Consider the following 17,255-nt stretch of genomic DNA (forward strand, 5'->3'; position numbering starts at 1 on the left):
ATTAACCCTCTTTGGCTTGTGTGGGTGCCGACTGGCCGCTGTCTTTCAGGGCTTTGGTCACTTCCGGCGGCATGTATTTTTCGTCGTGCTTGGCCAGCACTTCGTCGGCCACCACCACGCCGTCGGCGTTGATTTTGCCCAGGGCAACGATGCCCTGCCCTTCACGGAACAGGTCCGGAAGAATGCCGCGATAGGTGATGGTCACGGATTTGTTGAAATCGGTGACGACGAATTTGACGTCCAGCGAATCGCCGGAACGTTGCAACGAACCTTTCTCGACCATGCCGCCCGCCCGAATACGCGTGTCTTGCGGCGCTTCGCCGTTAGCGATCTGGGTCGGGGTGTAAAACAGATTGATGTTCTGCTGCAAGGCGCTCAGGGCCAGGCCGACGGCAGCGCCGACACCCACCAGGATCGCGAGAATGATGATAAGACGCTTTTTGCGCAGCGGATTCACTTGCCGTTCTCCCGGCGCAGACGACGCGCCTCTTGTTGCAGATACCGCTTGCGGGCCAGGATCGGCGCCGCCACGTTGAGGACCAGCACTGCCAGGCAGATGCCATAGGCGGACCAGACATACAGGGCATGATGGCCCATGGCGAGGAAGTCGCCGAATGAAGCAAAACTCATCGAACGGCCTCCAGGCTGTTTTGTACCTCGGCCTTGACCCAGCTGGCCCGCGCTTCGCGCTTGAGCACTTCAAGGCGCATGCGCAGCAACAGGACCGCGCCGAAGAAACAGTAGAAACCCAGCACCGTCAGCAGCAATGGCAGCCACATCTCGGCCGGCATCGCCGGTTTTTCGGTGAGGGTGAAGGTCGCGCCCTGGTGCAGGGTGTTCCACCACTCCACCGAGTACTTGATGATCGGGATGTTGATCACGCCGACAATCGCCAACACCGCACAGGCCTTCGCGGCGCTGTCACGATTACTGATGGCGTTGCCCAGCGCAATAAGACCGAAGTACAGAAACAGCAGGATCAGCATGGACGTCAGTCGCGCATCCCAGACCCACCACGAACCCCAGGTCGGTTTGCCCCAGATCGCGCCGGTGACTAGCGCCACAGCGGTCATCCAGGCCCCGATGGGCGCCGCGCATTGCAGGGCGACGTCGGCCAGTTTCATCTTCCAGACCAGCCCGACGATGCCACACACGGCCAGCATCACATAGCAGGACTGCGCCAGCATGGCGGCCGGAACATGGATATAGATGATGCGAAAGCTGTTGCCTTGCTGGTAGTCGGGCGGCGCGAAGGCCAGGCCCCAAACGACACCGACACCGATCAGCAGCAACGCCGCGACGCTCAGCCAGGGCAGCAGTTTGCCGCTGATGCCGTAAAACCATTTGGGCGAGCCGAGCTTGTGAAACCACGTCCAGTTCATACTGTTTCCATCACGGTTGCCCTTCGCTGTGAAGGGCTGGGTCTTTACTGATTAAATTTTAACCAGACCTCATTATTCGCCGACGCTGATCTTCAGGCCAGCAGCTATTGCAAAAGGTGTCAGGGTTATCGCCAGGGCGGTCAGGCTACCAAGCCACAAGAGATAACCGGTCGCCGGCATGCCCTGCAAGGCTGCCTGCAAGGCGCCACTGCCGAGAATCAACACCGGGATGTACAGCGGTAGAATCAGCAGTGCCAGCAACAGGCCACCGCGCTTCAATCCGACCGTCAGGGCTGCGCCCACCGCACCGAGCAGGCTCAGCACCGGTGTACCCAGCAATAAGGAAAGCAGCAACACCGGCAGACAAGCGGCAGGTAAACCGAGCATCAACGCCAGCAGTGGCGCGAGCAAAACCAGTGCCAGGCCTGAGAAGGCCCAGTGTGCCAGTACCTTGGCCAAAACCAGAAGAGGCAGGGGGTGCGACGAAAGGACCCACTGTTCGAGGGAACCGTCTTCGAAATCACTGCGGAAAAGCCCGTCCAGCGAGAGCAGAACCGATAAAAGCGCTGCCACCCAGACCAGTCCCGGAGACAAGGTTTGCAACAATTGAGCCTCGGGGCCGACCGCCAGCGGGAACAGCGCCACGACGATAGCGAAGAACACCAGCGGATTAGCCAGTTCCGCAGGACGGCGGAACAATAAACGGGCCTCACGGGCGACCAACAGGCCGAAAACACTCATACGGCCCAATTCCCAGGTCAATGTCGCGATAGCCGGCCGGCATCCGGGTCAGCGTGTGGTGCGTGGTCAACACGACCATGCCGCCCCGCTCGCAGTGCGCGGCCAGGTGTTCTTCGAGTTGCGCCACGCCTTGTTTATCGAGCGCGGTGAACGGTTCATCGAGAATCCACAGCGGCGGGCTGTCCAGGTACAACCGCGCCAACGCCACGCGACGATGCTGGCCAGCAGACAGGGTGTGGCAGGGAACATCCTCGAAACCGCGCAGTCCGACAGCCGCCAAGGCTTGCCAGATGGCCTCATGGGACGCCGGATGATGCAAGGCGCAAAGCCAGCTGAGGTTTTCCTCGGGGGTCAGCAGTTCCTTGATGCCGGCGGCATGACCGATCCACAGCAGGTTGCGCGCCAGCTCAAGACGTTGCTCATTGAGCGGCTGGCCGTTGAGCAGCACCTGACCGGCGGTCGGCTGCATCAGCCCGCACAGCAGACGCAACAGGCTGGTCTTGCCACTGCCGTTGGGGCCGCTGATTTGCACCATTTCGCCACTGGCCAGTCTCAAATCGAGATTTTCGAAGAGCAGCCGAAGGTCTCGCTCACAAGCGAGGGCAACGGTTTGCAGGACTGGGCTGGTCAAGGGATCACGGGCCTTTTGCGGTTCAAGTCGGCGGCAAAGCGGCCGCTAAAGAGATGCAGCATAGATGCATTGGCGGTCTGTTCTAGAGAGCTGCGTCAAACAATTGCAATGTTTTCGCCACTCCCCGAAAGACGGGCGGCATTATACATGCCATGCCCTACTCTAAAGAGTGCAATTTCCTCAGGTTGTGACCGCGTATGACAGGCGAAATGAACATCCTCCCGCTACCCCAGACCACGCCCGCGACTTCGCGGCCGCTGGTGATGAGTGGCGACCTGCTGCAGTTGCTAAAGCCAATGGAGGGCCTGATCGACGTCGGGCAGACCGCCAAGGCTGAAGTGCTGTCACTCAAGCAGACGGATCAGACTTTTCAACTGTTGCTCAAAGTCACCCTCGACAGCGGTCGCCAGACCACGGTGCAGGCCACCAGCACCCAGCCGCTGCCTCAAGGCACCAGCCTGGCGATCACGCAGCCGTCGGCGAGCAATCTGGCAATCACTGTGCAACAGGCCATCGCTTCCAGCATTGCCACCCTTACCCGCATCGACACCGCGCAACTGCCGGTCGGCACCTTGCTGCAAGGCAAAGTACTGACCTCGCAGGTGCTGCCGCAGGTGCCAGGGCAACCGACGGTGTTTCGCTCGATGGTGAGCTTGTTAAACACCGTGCTGAGCGGGAGCACCTTGAGTATCGACAGCCCGACGCCGCTGCGCATCGGCACGTTGTTGAGCGCCATGGTGCAAGACACCCAGACGCTGAAATTCGTCCCGCTGAGCAGCCGCCAGGAACAATTGGCGGTGACCCAGCAACTGGTCAGCCAACAAAGCCGCCAAGGCTCGCTGGATGGCTTGATCAAAGTCCTGCAAAACCTGCCGTTGCCTCCACCGTCGTCGGATCCGACTTCCAACGACCTGCGTGTTGCCGTGGAAAGACTCCTCGCTGGCCTCCCGGACGTTCAGCAATTGAGCACGCCAAAGGGTCTTGCTCAAGCGTTGGCCAACAGCGGCCTGTTCCTCGAAGCGAAATTGCTGACCGGACAGAATCCGACGCTGGCTCCAGACATGAAGGGCGATTTGCTCAAGCTGATCGCACAACTGACACCGGGGCTGCCGGCCAACACCAACCTCAACGCACTGATCGCCGCCAACACATTGGTGCAGGCGATGCCGAGTTTCGTGCGCAGCGCCCTCGGCATGCTCGGCCAGGTCAGCGCCAAACCGCTGCCGACCAGTTTCCCGCTGCCCGAGCGCCTGCTGCAAAGCCAGGACGGTGAAGGTGATCTGGAGCACTTGCTGCGTTTGGCAGCGGCGGCGGTTTCGCGCCTGCAAAGCCATCAACTGTCGAGCCTGGAACAAACCGGTCTGACGGATGATGGGCGGCTGGTCAGCACCTGGCAGCTGGAAATCCCCATGCGCAACCTGCAGGACATCGTGCCATTGCAGGTCAAGTTCCAGCGCGAAGAAGCCCCAGAGAAAGAACAGCCGCACGAACGTCGCGACGAACGCGAGCCCAAGCAGCCACTGTGGCGCGTCGACCTGGCGTTCGACATGGAACCGCTAGGCCCGTTGCAGATTCAGGCGCAGCTGATCAAGGGCAGCCTGTCCAGCCAACTCTGGGCCGAACGCCCGTACACCGCGAGCCTGATCGAAAGCAACCTGGCCGGGCTGCGCGAACGCCTGCTGGCGTCGGGACTGAACGTCGGCGATCTGAATTGCCACCTCGGCAAACCGCCACAAGGCCCGCAAACCCGTCTTGAACAACGCTGGGTCGACGAAACCGCATGAAAAACCCCAACGCCCCACGCCAGGCCATCGCCCTCAAATACGACGGCAGCCACGCCCCTACCCTCACGGCCAAGGGTGACGAAGCGCTGGCGGAAGAGATTTTGCGGATCGCTCGCGACTACGAAGTGCCGATCTACGAAAACGCCGAGCTGGTAAAGCTGCTGGCGCGGATGGAGCTGGGCGAGAGTATTCCGGAGGAGTTGTACCGCACGATTGCCGAGATTATTGCGTTTGCATGGAACCTGAAGGGCAAGTTTCCGGCGGGGCATGATCCCGATGCGGTCATGCTGGAGAAGGACATCACCGAACGCGGTGACAATTACTGAGGCTTCAAGGACGCCATCGCGGGCAAGCCCGGCTCGCATAGGGTTCGGCGGCGTTCACATACTTTGTGCGCGACCGCAATACCTGTGGGAGCGAGGCTTGCCCGCGATGAGGGCGGCACTTTCAAATCTACGGTGACTGACGCACCGCCATCGCGAGCAAGCTCGCGAAAGCAATTTCAGCCGAGTTGCAAAAATCAGTTCTTGTGAAGCTTGCGCATCAACTCCGCCTCAGCCTGGGTCAAGCCGCAGGACTGCGTGAGTTCATCCACCGTAGCGCCCATCCCGACCAGTCGCGCCGCCTGGGCAAACGACAGGCTCGACGGGTCGCGCTGTTCCAGTTGCGCCAGTTTGTCCGGCAGCGGGCCGACCACCGCGCGCAGCTCGTGCAGGTCTTCACCCATGCGCACGTTGCCGCGCTGGTAGTCGTCCACGCGTTTGGCCAGGTCCTTGATGCGCTGATCCCGCAGCGCATCGCCCTGAGCCTGTTGCGCGGCGATCAATCGTTGACCGCGTATGTACGCCAGAAACATCGCCAGCGTGCCTGCCCAGAAAAGGAACAGGACAATGACCGCTACCTCAAGAATCAATCAGATGTTCTCCAGGTCCGACCATTCTTCTTCGCTCATCATCTTGTCCAGCTCGACCAGGATCAGCAGTTCGTTGTTCTTGTTGCATACGCCTTGGATGAACTTGGCGGATTCTTCGTTACCGACGTTTGGCGCGGTTTCGATTTCCGACTGACGCAGGTAAACCACTTCGGCCACGCTGTCGACCATGATCCCGACTACTTGCTTGTCGGCTTCAATGATGACGATACGGGTGTTGTCGCTGATCTCGGCATTCATCAGGCCGAAACGCTGACGGGTGTCGATTACAGTAACCACGTTACCGCGCAGGTTGATGATGCCCAGCACGTAGCTCGGAGCACCCGGTACCGGGGCGATTTCGGTGTAGCGCAGGACTTCCTGAACGCGCATCACGTTGATGCCGTAGGTTTCGTTGTCCAGCTTGAAGGTTACCCATTGCAGGATCGGATCTTCGGAACCCTTTGCAGCCGTCGCCTTATCATTCATACCCTGACCCCTCGAAAAACCGCCCTGGCGGTGTGTGTTCTGTGCATCGGCAGTGACTGCCGATGCGTGTTTGTTATGTCGGTTTGTGAGCCGGTTTCTTGATGCTGCTCATGTGCTTTGCCCCGCCACTGGCGATCAGTTCGGCCAGTGCGGAAACGTCGAGCAAGGCACACATGTGTTCAATCACGGTGCCCGCCAGCCAAGGTCGTTGACCCCGGTGGCTGCGCCATTTGATTTCGTTGGGGTCCAGGCGCAACGAGCGGCTGACCTGATGCACGGCCAGCCCCCACTCATAACCCTGGACCGAAATGACGTATTGCAGGCCCTGGCGGAAGTCATCGCGGTAGCGGTCGGGCATGACCCAACGCGCGGTATCGAGGACTTTCAGGTTGCCGGCCTGGCTCGGGAGAATCCCGAGGAACCACTCCGGCTGACCGAACAGCGGCGTCAGCTCGTGACCAGCCAACGAATATATCGAACCGAGGCACACCAGCGGCACCGCCAGCGTCAGGCCGGCGACATCGAACAACAGGCATTCGAAGGGCTCGGCGGCCCACGATGGACGCCCGTCAGCTTCGACCGGAGGCGGCGTGTTGCTCGGCGGGAGATGAACTTCGACAACCGGCGGCACCAGCGTTTGCAGCAGCGGTGCGATGGTCGATACCGGCGCGAGGATCGGTGCCGGTGCTTCCATGACAGGTGCTGGCGCCTTCACGACTGGCGCAACGACAGGGGCAACGACAGGGGCCACAACCACCGCGGCATCACGCGCCTGCTCTTCGAGCACCGCCAACTGAAACTCGTCGAGGGTGCTTTCAGGCTCGATCACTTCGACGGGCGCTTCGATGACGGGCGCCAGCTCCTCGGTCGCGTCCTGCAGCAAGCTGTCCAGATAGCTCTGGAGCGCCAGTTGCGGGCGAGAGGTGATTTTCACCGGCCGATTCATTTAAGCACCACGCAAGGAAGGTTCATCTCACGCCACCTGCGCAACGGATTGCTGCGCCAGCAAATGCTTGAGCAGCGCGCGGTAAGCCAGAACGCCGCGGCTCTTGCCGTCGAACTGCGAAGGCGTGAGCCCGGCCCGGCTTGCGTCACGCAGACGCGTGTCGACCGGAATGTAGCCTTGCCAGATTTCTTCCGGGTACAGGTCGCGCAGCACCCGCAGAGTCCCGAGGGAAGCCTGCGTGCGGCGGTCGAACAAGGTCGGGATGATGGTGAACGGCAGCGCCTGTTTGCGTGAGCGATTGATCATCGCCAGGGTGTTGACCATGCGCTCCAGGCCTTTGACGGCCAGATGCTCGGTCTGCACCGGGATCACCAATTGCTGGCTCGCCGCCAAGGCATTGACCATCAGCACGCCGAGCAACGGCGGACTGTCGATCACCGCATAATCGAAGTCCTGCCACAACTGCGCCAGGCTCTTGGCAATCACCAGGCCCAAACCACTCTGCCCCGGCGACTGACGCTCAAGGGTGGCCAGCGCGGTGCTGGAGGGCAACAGGGAAATGCTTTCGTGGCTGGTGGGCAACAGCAACTGACCGGGCAAGCCTTGCGGCACGCTGCCCTTGTGCAGGAACAAGTCGTAGCTGCTGTGTTCCAGGGTGTCGGGGTCGTAGCCGAAGTAACTGGTCATGGAGCCGTGCGGGTCGAGATCGACCACAACCACGCGCTTGCCCGCCTCGGCCAGCAAACCGGCTAAAGCGATAGAGGAAGTGGTTTTACCAACACCACCCTTTTGATTGGCAACTGCCCAGACTCTCATTCGAAGGGTTCCGCCCGGCCGACTGGGTCGACCGAGAAATAGCTCAGCGTGTTAATACGGGTGACGGAGAATTGACGGCGCTCTCTCGTACCGGCGACTTGACCGGGGTCGGTGCAGTTTGTGTGCCAGCACGCTTCAACGCGGCGTCCGGTTGTGCATGAGCGGTACCGGTGCCGGTCAGGCTGCGGCGCACATCGAGATTGCGCGACACCACCAGCACCACACGACGGTTGCGTGCGCGGCCTTCGGCAGTGGCGTTGTTGGCCACCGGCTGGAACTCGCCGTAGCCCACGGACGCCAGGCGGCTGGGGTTCACACCCTGCATCGCCAGCATGCGCACGATGCTCGCGGAACGGGCCGAGGACAGCTCCCAGTTGGTCGGGTACTGCGCGGTGCGAATCGGTTGATCGTCCGTAAAACCTTCGACGTGGATCGGGTTGTCGAATGGCTTCAAAATCCCGGCGACCTTGTCGATGATGTTGAACGCGATGTCGCTGGGCATGGCATCGCCGCTGCCAAACAACAGGCTGGAATTGAGTTCGATCTCGACCCACAACTCGTTGCCACGCACGGTCATCTGGTTGGAGCTGATCAGGTCACCAAACGCGGCACTGATGTCATCGGCGATACTTTTCAGCGGGTCGTTGGAACCGGCAACCCCGGCATCGACCTGCTCGCTGTCTTTCACCAACGGTTTTGCCGGCGTCACGGTCATCGGCCGCTCTTCACCGACCGGAATCGGTTTGAGCGAACGATCGGCGTCGGTGAAGACCCCGATCAACGCTTGCGAGATGACTTTGTACTTGCCTTCGTTGATCGAAGAGATCGAGTACATGACCACGAAGAACGCGAACAGCAACGTGATGAAGTCGGCATAGGAAACGAGCCAGCGTTCGTGGTTCACATGTTCTTCAGGTTGGCGACGACGTGCCATGGTCCATGTCTCCCATCAATCCATGAAGCCCTGAAGCTTCAACTCAATAGAGCGAGGGTTTTCACCTTCAGCGATCGACAGGATCCCTTCCAGCAACATTTCGCGATAACGCGACTGACGCAAGGCCACGGACTTGAGCTTGGAGGCAATCGGCAGCAACACCAGGTTGGCACTGGCCACACCGTAGATGGTCGCGACGAAGGCCACGGCAATGCCGCTGCCCAGTTGGGTCGGATCGGCCAGGTTGCCCATGACATGGATCAGGCCCATCACTGCCCCGATAATCCCGATGGTCGGCGCGTAGCCGCCCATGCTTTCAAAGACTTTGGCGGCCTCGATGTCGCGGCTTTCCTGGGTGTAGAAATCCACTTCCAGGATGCTGCGAATCGCTTCCGGTTCGGCACCGTCAACCAGCAGTTGCAGGCCTTTGCGCGAGTAGCTGTCAGGTTCGGCATCGGCCACCCCTTCCAGGCCGAGCAGGCCTTCCTTGCGGGCGGTCAGGCTCCAGTTCACCACGCGATCAATGCCACCGGCCAGGTCAACGCGCGGCGGAAACAGAATCCAGCCAAGGATTTGCATGGCGCGCTTGAAGGCGCTCATCGGCGATTGCAACAAGGCTGCGCCGATGGTGCCACCCAATACGATCAGGGCTGCCGGGCCGTTGGCCAGCGCGCCAAGGTGGCCTCCTTCAAGGTAATTGCCGCCAATGATGGCGACGAACGCCATGATGATGCCAATCAGGCTTAAAACATCCATCAGATACACGCCTCGACCAGGTGCTTGCCAATATCTTCCAACCCGTAGATCGCATCGGCGAGATCGGCTTTGACGATGGCCATCGGCATGCCGTAGATCACGCAACTGGCTTCATCCTGAGCCCAGATCGCGCTGCCGCTCTGTTTGAGCAGGCGAGCCCCTTCACGACCGTCGGCGCCCATGCCGGTCAGCACGACCGCCAGAACTTTGTCACCGTAGGACTTGGCAGCAGAACCGAAGGTGATGTCCACGCTTGGTTTGTAATTCAGACGCTCGTCGCCCGGCAGGATTTTCACCGCGCCACGGCCATCGATCATCATTTGCTTGCCACCCGGTGCCAGCAACGCCAGGCCAGGACGCAGGATGTCGCCATCCTCGGCTTCCTTGACGCTGATCCGGCAGAGCTTGTCCAGGCGTTCGGCGAAGGCCTTGGTGAACGCCGCCGGCATGTGCTGGATCAATACCAGCGGCGCCGGGAAGTTGGCCGGCAACTGGGTCAGGACCCGTTGCAGCGCTACCGGACCGCCCGTGGACGTGCCGATGGCCACCAGTTTGTAGGCTTTGCGTTTTGGTGCAGGCGACGATGGGCCGGACGACACAGGCGCATGGGTGCGTGCCGGAATCGGCGCCGGCGCCGGACGCGACGGTGCATGGCTGCCGTAACTGCTGGCGCTTGCAGGCGCAGGAGTTGGAGCAGGCGCGGCGACCGGGGCCGGAGCACTGTAGGTATTGGCGCGACGGTTACTGCGCGAAATGCTCAGGATCTTTTCGCACAGCAGTTGCTTGACCTTCTCCGGGTTACGGGAGATGTCTTCGAAATTCTTCGGCAGGAAATCCACGGCGCCGGCATCCAGCGCATCGAGGGTGACCCGGGCGCCTTCGTGGGTCAGCGAGGAGAACATCAACACCGGCGTCGGGCAGCGCTGCATGATGTGCCGCACGGCCGTGATGCCGTCCATCATGGGCATTTCGTAGTCCATTGTGATCACGTCCGGCTTGAGGGCCAGGGCCTGATCGATCGCCTCTTTTCCGTTGGTCGCCGTGCCGACGACCTGGATATTCGAATCCGCTGAAAGAATTTCCGAGACGCGGCGGCGGAAAAACCCCGAATCGTCCACCACCAGGACTTTGACTGCCATAAACACTCCGTTAGACGGAGCGAGGCTCAGTCGCCCCGCTCCACCAGAATCAAATACGCCGCGTGGCGTAACGCTTGAGCATGCTCGGAACATCGAGAATCAGCGCAATGCGGCCGTCACCGGTGATGGTGGCGCCCGACATGCCCGGGGTTCCCTGGAGCATTTTGCCCAATGGCTTGATGACCACTTCTTCCTGGCCCACCAACTGATCGACGACAAAGCCGATCCGCTGCGTGCCCACCGAAAGGATCACCACATGGCCTTCGCGCTGCTCTTCGTGAGCGGCGGAGCTGACCAGCCAGCGCTTGAGGTAAAACAGTGGCAGCGCCTTGTCGCGCACGATCACCACTTCCTGACCATCCACCACGTTGGTGGTCGACAGGTCGAGGTGGAAGATCTCGTTGACGTTCACCAGCGGGAACGCAAACGCCTGGTTGCCGAGCATGACCATCAGCGTCGGCATGATCGCCAGGGTCAGCGGGACCTTGATGACGATCTTCGAGCCCTGGCCCTTGGTCGAGTAGATGTTGATCGAACCGTTGAGCTGGGAAATCTTGGTTTTCACCACGTCCATGCCCACGCCACGACCCGACACGTCGGAGATCTCGGTCTTGGTCGAGAACCCTGGCGCGAAAATCAGGTTGTAGCACTCGGTGTCGCTCAAGCGATCCGCCGCATCCTTGTCCATCACACCGCGTTTTACCGCGATGGAACGCAGGACGTGCGGGTCCATGCCTTTGCCGTCATCGGAGATCGACAGCAGGATGTGGTCACCTTCCTGTTCCGCCGCAAGTACGACTCGACCGCCACGGGACTTGCCCGAGGCTTCGCGTTCTTCCGGCGACTCGATGCCGTGGTCGACCGCGTTGCGCACCAAGTGGACCAGCGGGTCGGCCAGGGCCTCGACGAGGTTCTTGTCGAGGTCGGTTTCTTCGCCGACCAGTTCCAGGTTGATCTCTTTCTTGAGCTGGCGAGCCAGGTCGCGAACCAGGCGCGGGAAGCGCCCGAAGACTTTCTTGATCGGTTGCATCCGGGTCTTCATGACCGCGGTTTGCAGGTCAGCCGTGACCACGTCGAGGTTCGACACCGCCTTGGACATGGCTTCGTCGGCACTGTTGGCACCCAGGCGAACCAGACGGTTACGCACCAGTACCAGTTCGCCGACCATGTTCATGATTTCGTCGAGACGCGCGGTATCGACCCGCACGGTGGTCTCGGCTTCGCTCGCCGGTTTTTCCGGTGGCGGCGCAGCCGGAGCACGGGCCGGGGCCGGTGCAGCAGCGGCAGCGGCAGCCGGTTTCGGTGCCTCGGCTTTCGGTTCTGGTGCCTTGGCCGCCGGTGCCGCTGCCTTGGCAGCGGGCGCCGGGGCAGTGACGACAGTGCCTGTCGCCACATCGGTGAACTTGCCTTTACCGTGCAATTCGTCGAGCAGCGATTCGAACTCGTGATCGGAGATCAGATCCCCACCCACCGCCGCCGCAGTTGGCGCAGGTGTAGCCGGTACCGAAGCAATGGCCGACTCCAGCGCATCCACCGCAAAGTTGCCTTTGCCGTGCAACTGGTCGAGCAGTGCTTCAAATTCGTCGTCGGTAATGTCGGAGCTGTCGCCCGCCGCTTTTGGCGCAGCCGGTGCGGCTGGCGCAGGGGCCACGGCATCAACGGCGAACTGGCCTTTGCCGTGCAATTGATCGAGCAACGACTCGAACTCGGCATCGGTGATTTCGTCGCTGGCAGCAGCATCGCTGGCAGGCGTTGGTGCTGCAGCCACTGGCGCTTCGGCCTGAGCCTTGACGGCGTTCAGCGAGTCCAGCAGTTGCTCGAATTCGTTATCGGTGATGTCGCCCGATTCGCTTTCGGCGGCAGGTGCTTCAGCCACGAGAGCAGCCGGTGCAGCTTCATCTGCCGTTTGCGGCTCGGCCAGACGGGCCAGGGCCTCCAGCAATTCAGGTGTCGCCGCCGTAACCGGGCTGCGCTCGCGGACCTCGCCGAACATGCTGTTCACCGCGTCCAGCGCTTCGAGGACCACGTCCATCAGTTCCGAATCGACGCGACGCTCACCCTTGCGCAGGATGTCGAACACGTTTTCGGCGATGTGGCAGCACTCCACCAGCTCGTTGAGCTGGAGGAAGCCGGCGCCCCCTTTTACAGTGTGAAAACCGCGAAAAATTGCATTGAGCAAGTCCGCATCATCCGGTCGGCTTTCCAGCTCGACCAGTTGTTCGGACAGTTGCTCTAGAATCTCGCCGGCCTCAACCAGGAAATCCTGAAGGATCTCTTCATCGGCGCCGAAGCTCATTAAGGGGGTGCTCCTACAGGTCTAAAAACCTAAAAAACCTAGAATGCTGAAACGCTAAAATCCCAGGCTGGATAGCAAATCGTCCACATCGTCCTGACCGGACACAACGTCTTCTCTTTTATCGGCATGAATCTGCGGACCTTCACCCTGAGAGAGATGTTTTTGTGGATCTTTTTCGGCGAGCATCGATTCACGGTCATGTTCGATACCCGCAAAGCGGTCTACCTGGCTGGCCATGAGGACGAGCTTGAGCAAATTGCTTTCAACTTCGGTGACCAACTGGGTCACGCGCTTGATCACCTGACCGGTGAGGTCCTGGTAATCCTGAGCCAGCAGGATGTCGTTGAGGTTGCTCGACACCGTGCGGTTGTCCTCGGTGCTGCGTGTCAGGAAACCGTCGACGCGGCGGGCCAGCTCACGGAACTCTTCAGCCCCGACTTCGCGGCGCATGAACCGGCTCCAGTCCGTGCTCAACGCCTGGGCTTCTTCGCTCAGGCTGTTGACCAGCGGCGTGGCGCTTTCCACCAGGTCCATGGTGCGGTTGGCCGCGGCCTCGGTCAGCTTGACCACATACCCCAGGCGCTCGGTGGCGTCCGTGATCTGCGACACTTCCTCGGCTTGCGGCATGTTCGGGTCAATCTGGAAATTGACGATCGCGCTGTGCAGCTCGCGAGTGAGCTTGCCCACTTCCTGATACAGGCCACGGTCACGGGTCTGATTGAGCTCATGGATCAGTTGCACAGCCTCGCCGAACCTGCCTTTTTCAAGGCTGGCGACCAGTTCGACGGCATGTTTTTTCAGGGTCGATTCAAAATCGCCCTGTGAAGATTCTTTATGCTCCATAGCTCCCCCGTGGCGCAGTGGATCAACCGATGCGTTCGAAAATCTTCTCGATTTTTTCTTTCAACGCCTGGGCCGTGAAGGGTTTGACCACATAGCCGTTTACACCGGCCTGGGCCGCTTCGATGATCTGCTCGCGCTTGGCTTCAGCGGTCACCATCAACACCGGCAGGTGCTTGAGCTTTTCATCGGCGCGCACGTGGCGCAGCAGATCGATACCGGTCATGCCAGGCATGTTCCAGTCCGTTACCAGAAAGTCGATGCTCCCGCTGTTGAGAACCGGAATGGCGGTAGTGCCATCGTCAGCCTCGACCGTGTTGGTGAACCCAAGGTCACGCAACAGGTTTTTTATGATCCGCCGCATCGTTGAGAAGTCATCAACGATGAGGATTTTCATGTTCTTGTCCAATTCGACCTCCAAGCAGTCTTAAACGCGCCCAGCACCTGGACGCGCCATTTCAATCAATTCGGCAATTCACTCGATGACTGTCTGGAGCACAACAGATCGCGACCGGTGCCGTTCAAATCCGCACCAGCCCCGTTCGCAGTGTCCCCACACTGCCTTCAGCGCGCTCGCCACTCCCCCAAACGCCCCCGCAAACGGGCCGCGCACTGGCTGTGTAACTGGCTGACCCGCGATTCGCTGACCCCCAGGACCTCACCGATTTCCTTGAGATTCAACTCTTCGTCGTAGTACAGCGCCAACACCAGTCGCTCGCGCTCCGGCAAATTGGCAATCGCGTCCGCCAGCGCCGCCTGGAAGCGTTCATCTTCCAGATCGCGTGACGGCTCGAGATGAGCACTCGCGCCATCCTCGTGCAGCCCTTCGTGTTCGCCGTCCTGCAACAGATCGTCGAAACTGAATAAGCGGCTGCCCAGGGTGTCGTTCAAAATCCCGTAATAATCGTCGAGACTCAATTGGAGTTCGGCCGCAACCTCGTGATCTTTAGCGTCACGGCCGGTTTTAGCTTCAATAGAGCGAATTGCGTCACTGACCATACGGGTATTTCGGTGGACCGAACGTGGCGCCCAGTCCCCCTTGCGTACTTCATCGAGCATGGCGCCGCGGATTCGTATGCCCGCGTACGTCTCGAAACTGGCGCCTTTGCTGGCGTCGTATTTGGTCGATACTTCGAGCAGGCCGATCATCCCGGCCTGGATCAGGTCTTCAACCTGGACACTGGCCGGCAGACGGGCCAGCAAGTGGTAAGCAATGCGTTTGACCAGTGGCGCGTAACGCTCGATCAGCTCGTACTGCGCGTCACGTGCCGACTTCTTGTAGAGGTTGTAGCCACTGGCTGTCATAGGACGGGTCCTGCGGTCTGTTGCACGAGGCGCTCGACGAAAAACTCAAGGTGCCCGCGCGGGTTGGCAGGCAGCGGCCAGGTATCAACTTTCTGCGCGATGGCCTTGAACGCCAGGGCGCACTTGGAACGCGGGAAGGCTTCATACACGGCACGTTGTTTCTGCACAGCCTTGCGCACGCTTTCGTCGTAAGGCACCGCGCCGACGTATTGCAAGGCAACGTCGAGAAAGCGGTCGGTGACCTTGGTCAACTTGGCGAACAGGTTGCGACCTTCTTGCGGGCTCTGGGCCATGTTGGCCAGGACACGGAAGCGGTTCATGCCGTAATCGCGGTTAAGCAGTTTGATCAGCGCGTAGGCGTCGGTGATCGAGGTCGGCTCGTCGCAGACCACCAGCAAGACTTCTTGCGCTGCGCGAACAAAGCTGACTACCGAGTCACCTATGCCCGCAGCGGTGTCGATCACCAATACGTCGAGGTTGTCGCCGATGTCGCTGAACGCCTGGATCAGGCCGGCGTGTTGAGCCGGGCTCAAATGAACCATGCTCTGGGTACCGGACGCGGCCGGAACAATTCGAATACCGCCCGGGCCCTGCAACAGAACGTCGCGCAGCTCGCAGCGGCCTTCGATCACGTCGGCCAGGGTACGTTTGGGTGTCAGTCCCAACAGAACGTCGACGTTCGCCAGGCCCAGGTCAGCGTCCAACAGCATGACGCGACGGCCGAGTTCAGCCAGGGCCAGTGACAAATTCACTGACACGTTAGTCTTGCCGACGCCACCTTTGCCGCCGGTCACCGCGATCACCTGTACGGGATGCATGCTGCCCATGTTATTTCTTTACCTTGTCTTGCATAGACGGAGGCCACATTACTGGCTGCGCGTTCGCAAATGGAACAATGCATGGCAGACCATCGATGTAGGTACAAAAACTGTTCATGACTACCTTAGCCAACCTGCTTGGTCGGGCTGTGGTAAATATCAGCGAACATATCAGCCATGGCTTCTTCGCTGGGTTCTTCCTGCATTTGCACGCTCACGGCGCGACTGACCAACTGATGACGGCGCGGCAGATGCAAATCATCCGGAATCCGCGGACCATCGGTCAGGTACGCCACCGGCAATTCATGACTGATCGCCAGGCTCAGCACCTCGCCCAGACTTGCCGTTTCATCCAGTTTAGTCAGGATGCAGCCAGCGAGCCCGCAGCGCTTGTAACTGTGATAAGCGGCTGTTAGAACCTGTTTTTGGCTGGTGGTTGCGAGCACCAGGTAATTTTTTGATTTGATGCCACGCCCGGCCAGGCTTTCGAGCTGCATGCGCAGGGCCGGATCGCTGGCCTGAAGGCCTGCGGTATCGATCAGCACCACGCGTTTGCGCAGCAGCGGCTCCAGCGCCTGAACCAGCGACTGGCCCGGATCGACGTGGGTCACCGACACATTGAGAATGCGCCCCAGCGTCTTGAGCTGCTCCTGGGCGCCAATGCGAAAGCTGTCCATGCTCACCAGCGCGATGTTCTGCGCGCCGTACTTGAGCACGTAACGGGCAGCGAGCTTGGCCAGGGTGGTGGTCTTGCCCATGCCGGCAGGGCCGACCATGGCAATCACGCCGCCCTCTTCCAGTGGCTCGACTTCCGGTGTGGCGATCATCCGCGCCAGGTGCGCCAGCAACATGCGCCAGGCCTGACGGGGCTCATCGATATCACCGATCATGGCCAGCAGATCGCGCGACAACGGGCCGGACAGGCCGATGCGTTGCAGGCGACGCCAAAGGTTGGCCTGGGCCGGACGACTGCCTTGCAGCTGATTCCAGGCCAGCGAACCGAGCTGTACTTCCATCAGTTCACGCAGGCTGTTGAGTTCGAAGCGCATCGAGTCGAACGCACGTGGATCAACGCCGCCAGCAGCCGGTGCCGGGGCAGGCGCCGAGCGACGCGGTTCGGCGTAGGTCGGTTCGATCAGTGGCTCGGCAGCGGTCAGTGGCAGGCCGGCGAACAACTGGCGATTGGTGGTCTTGTCGCCTTCGGTCTCGCCATCGCCACGCAGGCTCAATTCGGCCTGGGCAGTCACAATGCGCGATTGGGTCTTGCGCAGCTCATCCTCGAGTTCCATGTTCGGAACGCGCGGGGCCAGCGCCGACAATTTGTAATCCAGCGCAGCCGTCAGCTCGACACCGCCGGCGATCCGGCGATTGCCAATAATGGCGGCATCGGCGCCCAGCTCATCACGAACCAGTTTCATGGCCTGACGCATATCGGCGGCGAAAAAACGCTTAACTTGCATAAACCACT

The 17,255-nt window shown here is 60.6% G+C and carries 20 protein-coding genes; 2 read left to right on the top strand and 18 right to left on the bottom strand.

Annotated elements, in window-relative coordinates:
- Nucleotide 1: 1 nt before the first annotated feature.
- The 5 genes from ccmE to ccmA form a co-directional block, all read right to left on the bottom strand.
- Nucleotides 2-457: a cytochrome c maturation protein CcmE gene (gene ccmE / locus AB4N43_RS08550; protein ID WP_027922384.1), complete on the bottom strand. Its 456-nt coding sequence runs from the start codon at nucleotides 455-457 to the stop codon at nucleotides 2-4.
- A complete protein-coding gene (gene ccmD, locus AB4N43_RS08555) occupies nucleotides 454-630 on the bottom strand; it encodes a heme exporter protein CcmD (RefSeq protein WP_027922383.1) in 177 nt (58 codons plus the stop codon). Before ccmD ends, ccmE begins: the two co-directional genes overlap by 4 nt.
- A complete protein-coding gene (locus tag AB4N43_RS08560) occupies nucleotides 627-1,382 on the bottom strand; it encodes a heme ABC transporter permease (protein WP_460153768.1) in 756 nt (251 codons plus the stop codon). The genes ccmD and AB4N43_RS08560 overlap by 4 nt, the downstream gene beginning before the upstream one ends.
- A gap of 72 nt (nucleotides 1,383-1,454) precedes the next feature.
- A complete protein-coding gene (gene ccmB, locus AB4N43_RS08565; RefSeq protein ID WP_007946758.1) occupies nucleotides 1,455-2,123 on the bottom strand; it encodes a heme exporter protein CcmB in 669 nt (222 codons plus the stop codon).
- A complete protein-coding gene (ccmA, locus tag AB4N43_RS08570) occupies nucleotides 2,092-2,754 on the bottom strand; it encodes a cytochrome c biogenesis heme-transporting ATPase CcmA (protein WP_460153769.1) in 663 nt (220 codons plus the stop codon). The genes ccmB and ccmA overlap by 32 nt, the downstream gene beginning before the upstream one ends.
- 197 nt (nucleotides 2,755-2,951) lie before the next feature.
- Between ccmA and fliK the strand changes: the two genes are divergently transcribed.
- Both fliK and AB4N43_RS08580 read left to right on the top strand, forming a co-directional pair.
- Entirely contained in the window at nucleotides 2,952-4,538 is a 1,587-nt protein-coding gene (fliK, locus tag AB4N43_RS08575; RefSeq protein WP_460153771.1) for a flagellar hook-length control protein FliK, read from the top strand.
- On the top strand, nucleotides 4,535-4,864 hold the full coding sequence (locus AB4N43_RS08580) for an EscU/YscU/HrcU family type III secretion system export apparatus switch protein (protein WP_410921325.1): 330 nt from the start codon (nucleotides 4,535-4,537) through the stop codon (nucleotides 4,862-4,864). The genes fliK and AB4N43_RS08580 overlap by 4 nt, the downstream gene beginning before the upstream one ends.
- A 194-nt stretch (nucleotides 4,865-5,058) precedes the next feature.
- Here AB4N43_RS08580 and AB4N43_RS08585 read toward each other — a convergent pair whose 3' ends face one another.
- The 13 genes from AB4N43_RS08585 to flhF form a co-directional block, all read right to left on the bottom strand.
- The gene (locus tag AB4N43_RS08585; protein ID WP_027922379.1) at nucleotides 5,059-5,451 is read right to left on the bottom strand and encodes a DUF2802 domain-containing protein; all 393 of its coding nucleotides are present in this window, start codon (nucleotides 5,449-5,451) and stop codon (nucleotides 5,059-5,061) included.
- Nucleotides 5,452-5,937: a chemotaxis protein CheW gene (locus AB4N43_RS08590; RefSeq protein ID WP_007946765.1), complete on the bottom strand. Its 486-nt coding sequence runs from the start codon at nucleotides 5,935-5,937 to the stop codon at nucleotides 5,452-5,454.
- A 73-nt stretch (nucleotides 5,938-6,010) separates the two neighbouring features.
- On the bottom strand, nucleotides 6,011-6,883 hold the full coding sequence (locus tag AB4N43_RS08595; protein WP_059181374.1) for a CheW domain-containing protein: 873 nt from the start codon (nucleotides 6,881-6,883) through the stop codon (nucleotides 6,011-6,013).
- Nucleotides 6,884-6,910: 27 nt separating this feature from the next.
- Nucleotides 6,911-7,699: a ParA family protein gene (locus AB4N43_RS08600; protein WP_027922376.1), complete on the bottom strand. Its 789-nt coding sequence runs from the start codon at nucleotides 7,697-7,699 to the stop codon at nucleotides 6,911-6,913.
- Nucleotides 7,700-7,742: 43 nt separating this feature from the next.
- Entirely contained in the window at nucleotides 7,743-8,633 is an 891-nt protein-coding gene (motD, locus tag AB4N43_RS08605; RefSeq protein ID WP_027922375.1) for a flagellar motor protein MotD, read from the bottom strand.
- Nucleotides 8,634-8,648: 15 nt separating this feature from the next.
- Nucleotides 8,649-9,389, bottom strand: a complete 741-nt coding sequence (locus tag AB4N43_RS08610) for a flagellar motor protein (protein WP_027922374.1) — start codon at nucleotides 9,387-9,389, stop codon at nucleotides 8,649-8,651.
- Nucleotides 9,389-10,528 carry a protein-glutamate methylesterase/protein-glutamine glutaminase gene (locus tag AB4N43_RS08615; protein ID WP_027922373.1) on the bottom strand — a complete coding sequence of 380 codons (1,140 nt, stop codon included), beginning with the start codon at nucleotides 10,526-10,528 and terminating at the stop codon, nucleotides 9,389-9,391. The genes AB4N43_RS08610 and AB4N43_RS08615 overlap by 1 nt, the downstream gene beginning before the upstream one ends.
- Before the next feature lie 49 nt (nucleotides 10,529-10,577).
- Nucleotides 10,578-12,824, bottom strand: a complete 2,247-nt coding sequence (locus AB4N43_RS08620) for a chemotaxis protein CheA (protein ID WP_460153774.1) — start codon at nucleotides 12,822-12,824, stop codon at nucleotides 10,578-10,580.
- 54 nt (nucleotides 12,825-12,878) lie between these two features.
- Entirely contained in the window at nucleotides 12,879-13,667 is a 789-nt protein-coding gene (locus AB4N43_RS08625) for a protein phosphatase CheZ (protein ID WP_027922371.1), read from the bottom strand.
- A gap of 22 nt (nucleotides 13,668-13,689) precedes the next feature.
- On the bottom strand, nucleotides 13,690-14,061 hold the full coding sequence (locus AB4N43_RS08630; protein WP_003183998.1) for a chemotaxis response regulator CheY: 372 nt from the start codon (nucleotides 14,059-14,061) through the stop codon (nucleotides 13,690-13,692).
- A gap of 167 nt (nucleotides 14,062-14,228) precedes the next feature.
- Complete coding sequence (fliA, locus tag AB4N43_RS08635) at nucleotides 14,229-14,969, bottom strand: RNA polymerase sigma factor FliA (protein WP_007894214.1); 741 nt, start codon at nucleotides 14,967-14,969, stop codon at nucleotides 14,229-14,231.
- Complete coding sequence (gene fleN / locus AB4N43_RS08640) at nucleotides 14,966-15,796, bottom strand: flagellar synthesis regulator FleN (RefSeq protein ID WP_003222917.1); 831 nt, start codon at nucleotides 15,794-15,796, stop codon at nucleotides 14,966-14,968. The genes fliA and fleN overlap by 4 nt, the downstream gene beginning before the upstream one ends.
- A 116-nt stretch (nucleotides 15,797-15,912) precedes the next feature.
- Complete coding sequence (flhF, locus tag AB4N43_RS08645; RefSeq protein WP_059181376.1) at nucleotides 15,913-17,247, bottom strand: flagellar biosynthesis protein FlhF; 1,335 nt, start codon at nucleotides 17,245-17,247, stop codon at nucleotides 15,913-15,915.
- Between the last annotated feature and the right edge of the window lie 8 nt (nucleotides 17,248-17,255).

This window comes from Pseudomonas sp. S2_B07 (assembly GCF_054668435.1).

Coding starts and splice junctions, on each gene's coding strand:
- AB4N43_RS08580 (WP_410921325.1), top strand. CDS start 4,535: ATGAAAAACCCCAACGCCCCACGCCAGGCCATCGCCCTCAAATACGAC.
- AB4N43_RS08610 (WP_027922374.1), bottom strand. CDS start 9,389: ATGGATGTTTTAAGCCTGATTGGCATCATCATGGCGTTCGTCGCCATC.
- ccmD (WP_027922383.1), bottom strand. CDS start 630: ATGAGTTTTGCTTCATTCGGCGACTTCCTCGCCATGGGCCATCATGCC.
- ccmB (WP_007946758.1), bottom strand. CDS start 2,123: ATGAGTGTTTTCGGCCTGTTGGTCGCCCGTGAGGCCCGTTTATTGTTC.
- AB4N43_RS08560 (WP_460153768.1), bottom strand. CDS start 1,382: ATGAACTGGACGTGGTTTCACAAGCTCGGCTCGCCCAAATGGTTTTAC.
- AB4N43_RS08615 (WP_027922373.1), bottom strand. CDS start 10,528: ATGGCAGTCAAAGTCCTGGTGGTGGACGATTCGGGGTTTTTCCGCCGC.
- fliK (WP_460153771.1), top strand. CDS start 2,952: ATGACAGGCGAAATGAACATCCTCCCGCTACCCCAGACCACGCCCGCG.
- AB4N43_RS08595 (WP_059181374.1), bottom strand. CDS start 6,883: ATGAATCGGCCGGTGAAAATCACCTCTCGCCCGCAACTGGCGCTCCAG.
- AB4N43_RS08600 (WP_027922376.1), bottom strand. CDS start 7,699: ATGAGAGTCTGGGCAGTTGCCAATCAAAAGGGTGGTGTTGGTAAAACC.
- flhF (WP_059181376.1), bottom strand. CDS start 17,247: ATGCAAGTTAAGCGTTTTTTCGCCGCCGATATGCGTCAGGCCATGAAA.
- AB4N43_RS08625 (WP_027922371.1), bottom strand. CDS start 13,667: ATGGAGCATAAAGAATCTTCACAGGGCGATTTTGAATCGACCCTGAAA.
- AB4N43_RS08630 (WP_003183998.1), bottom strand. CDS start 14,061: ATGAAAATCCTCATCGTTGATGACTTCTCAACGATGCGGCGGATCATA.
- AB4N43_RS08620 (WP_460153774.1), bottom strand. CDS start 12,824: ATGAGCTTCGGCGCCGATGAAGAGATCCTTCAGGATTTCCTGGTTGAG.
- fliA (WP_007894214.1), bottom strand. CDS start 14,969: ATGACAGCCAGTGGCTACAACCTCTACAAGAAGTCGGCACGTGACGCG.
- fleN (WP_003222917.1), bottom strand. CDS start 15,796: ATGGGCAGCATGCATCCCGTACAGGTGATCGCGGTGACCGGCGGCAAA.
- AB4N43_RS08590 (WP_007946765.1), bottom strand. CDS start 5,937: ATGAATGATAAGGCGACGGCTGCAAAGGGTTCCGAAGATCCGATCCTG.
- motD (WP_027922375.1), bottom strand. CDS start 8,633: ATGGCACGTCGTCGCCAACCTGAAGAACATGTGAACCACGAACGCTGG.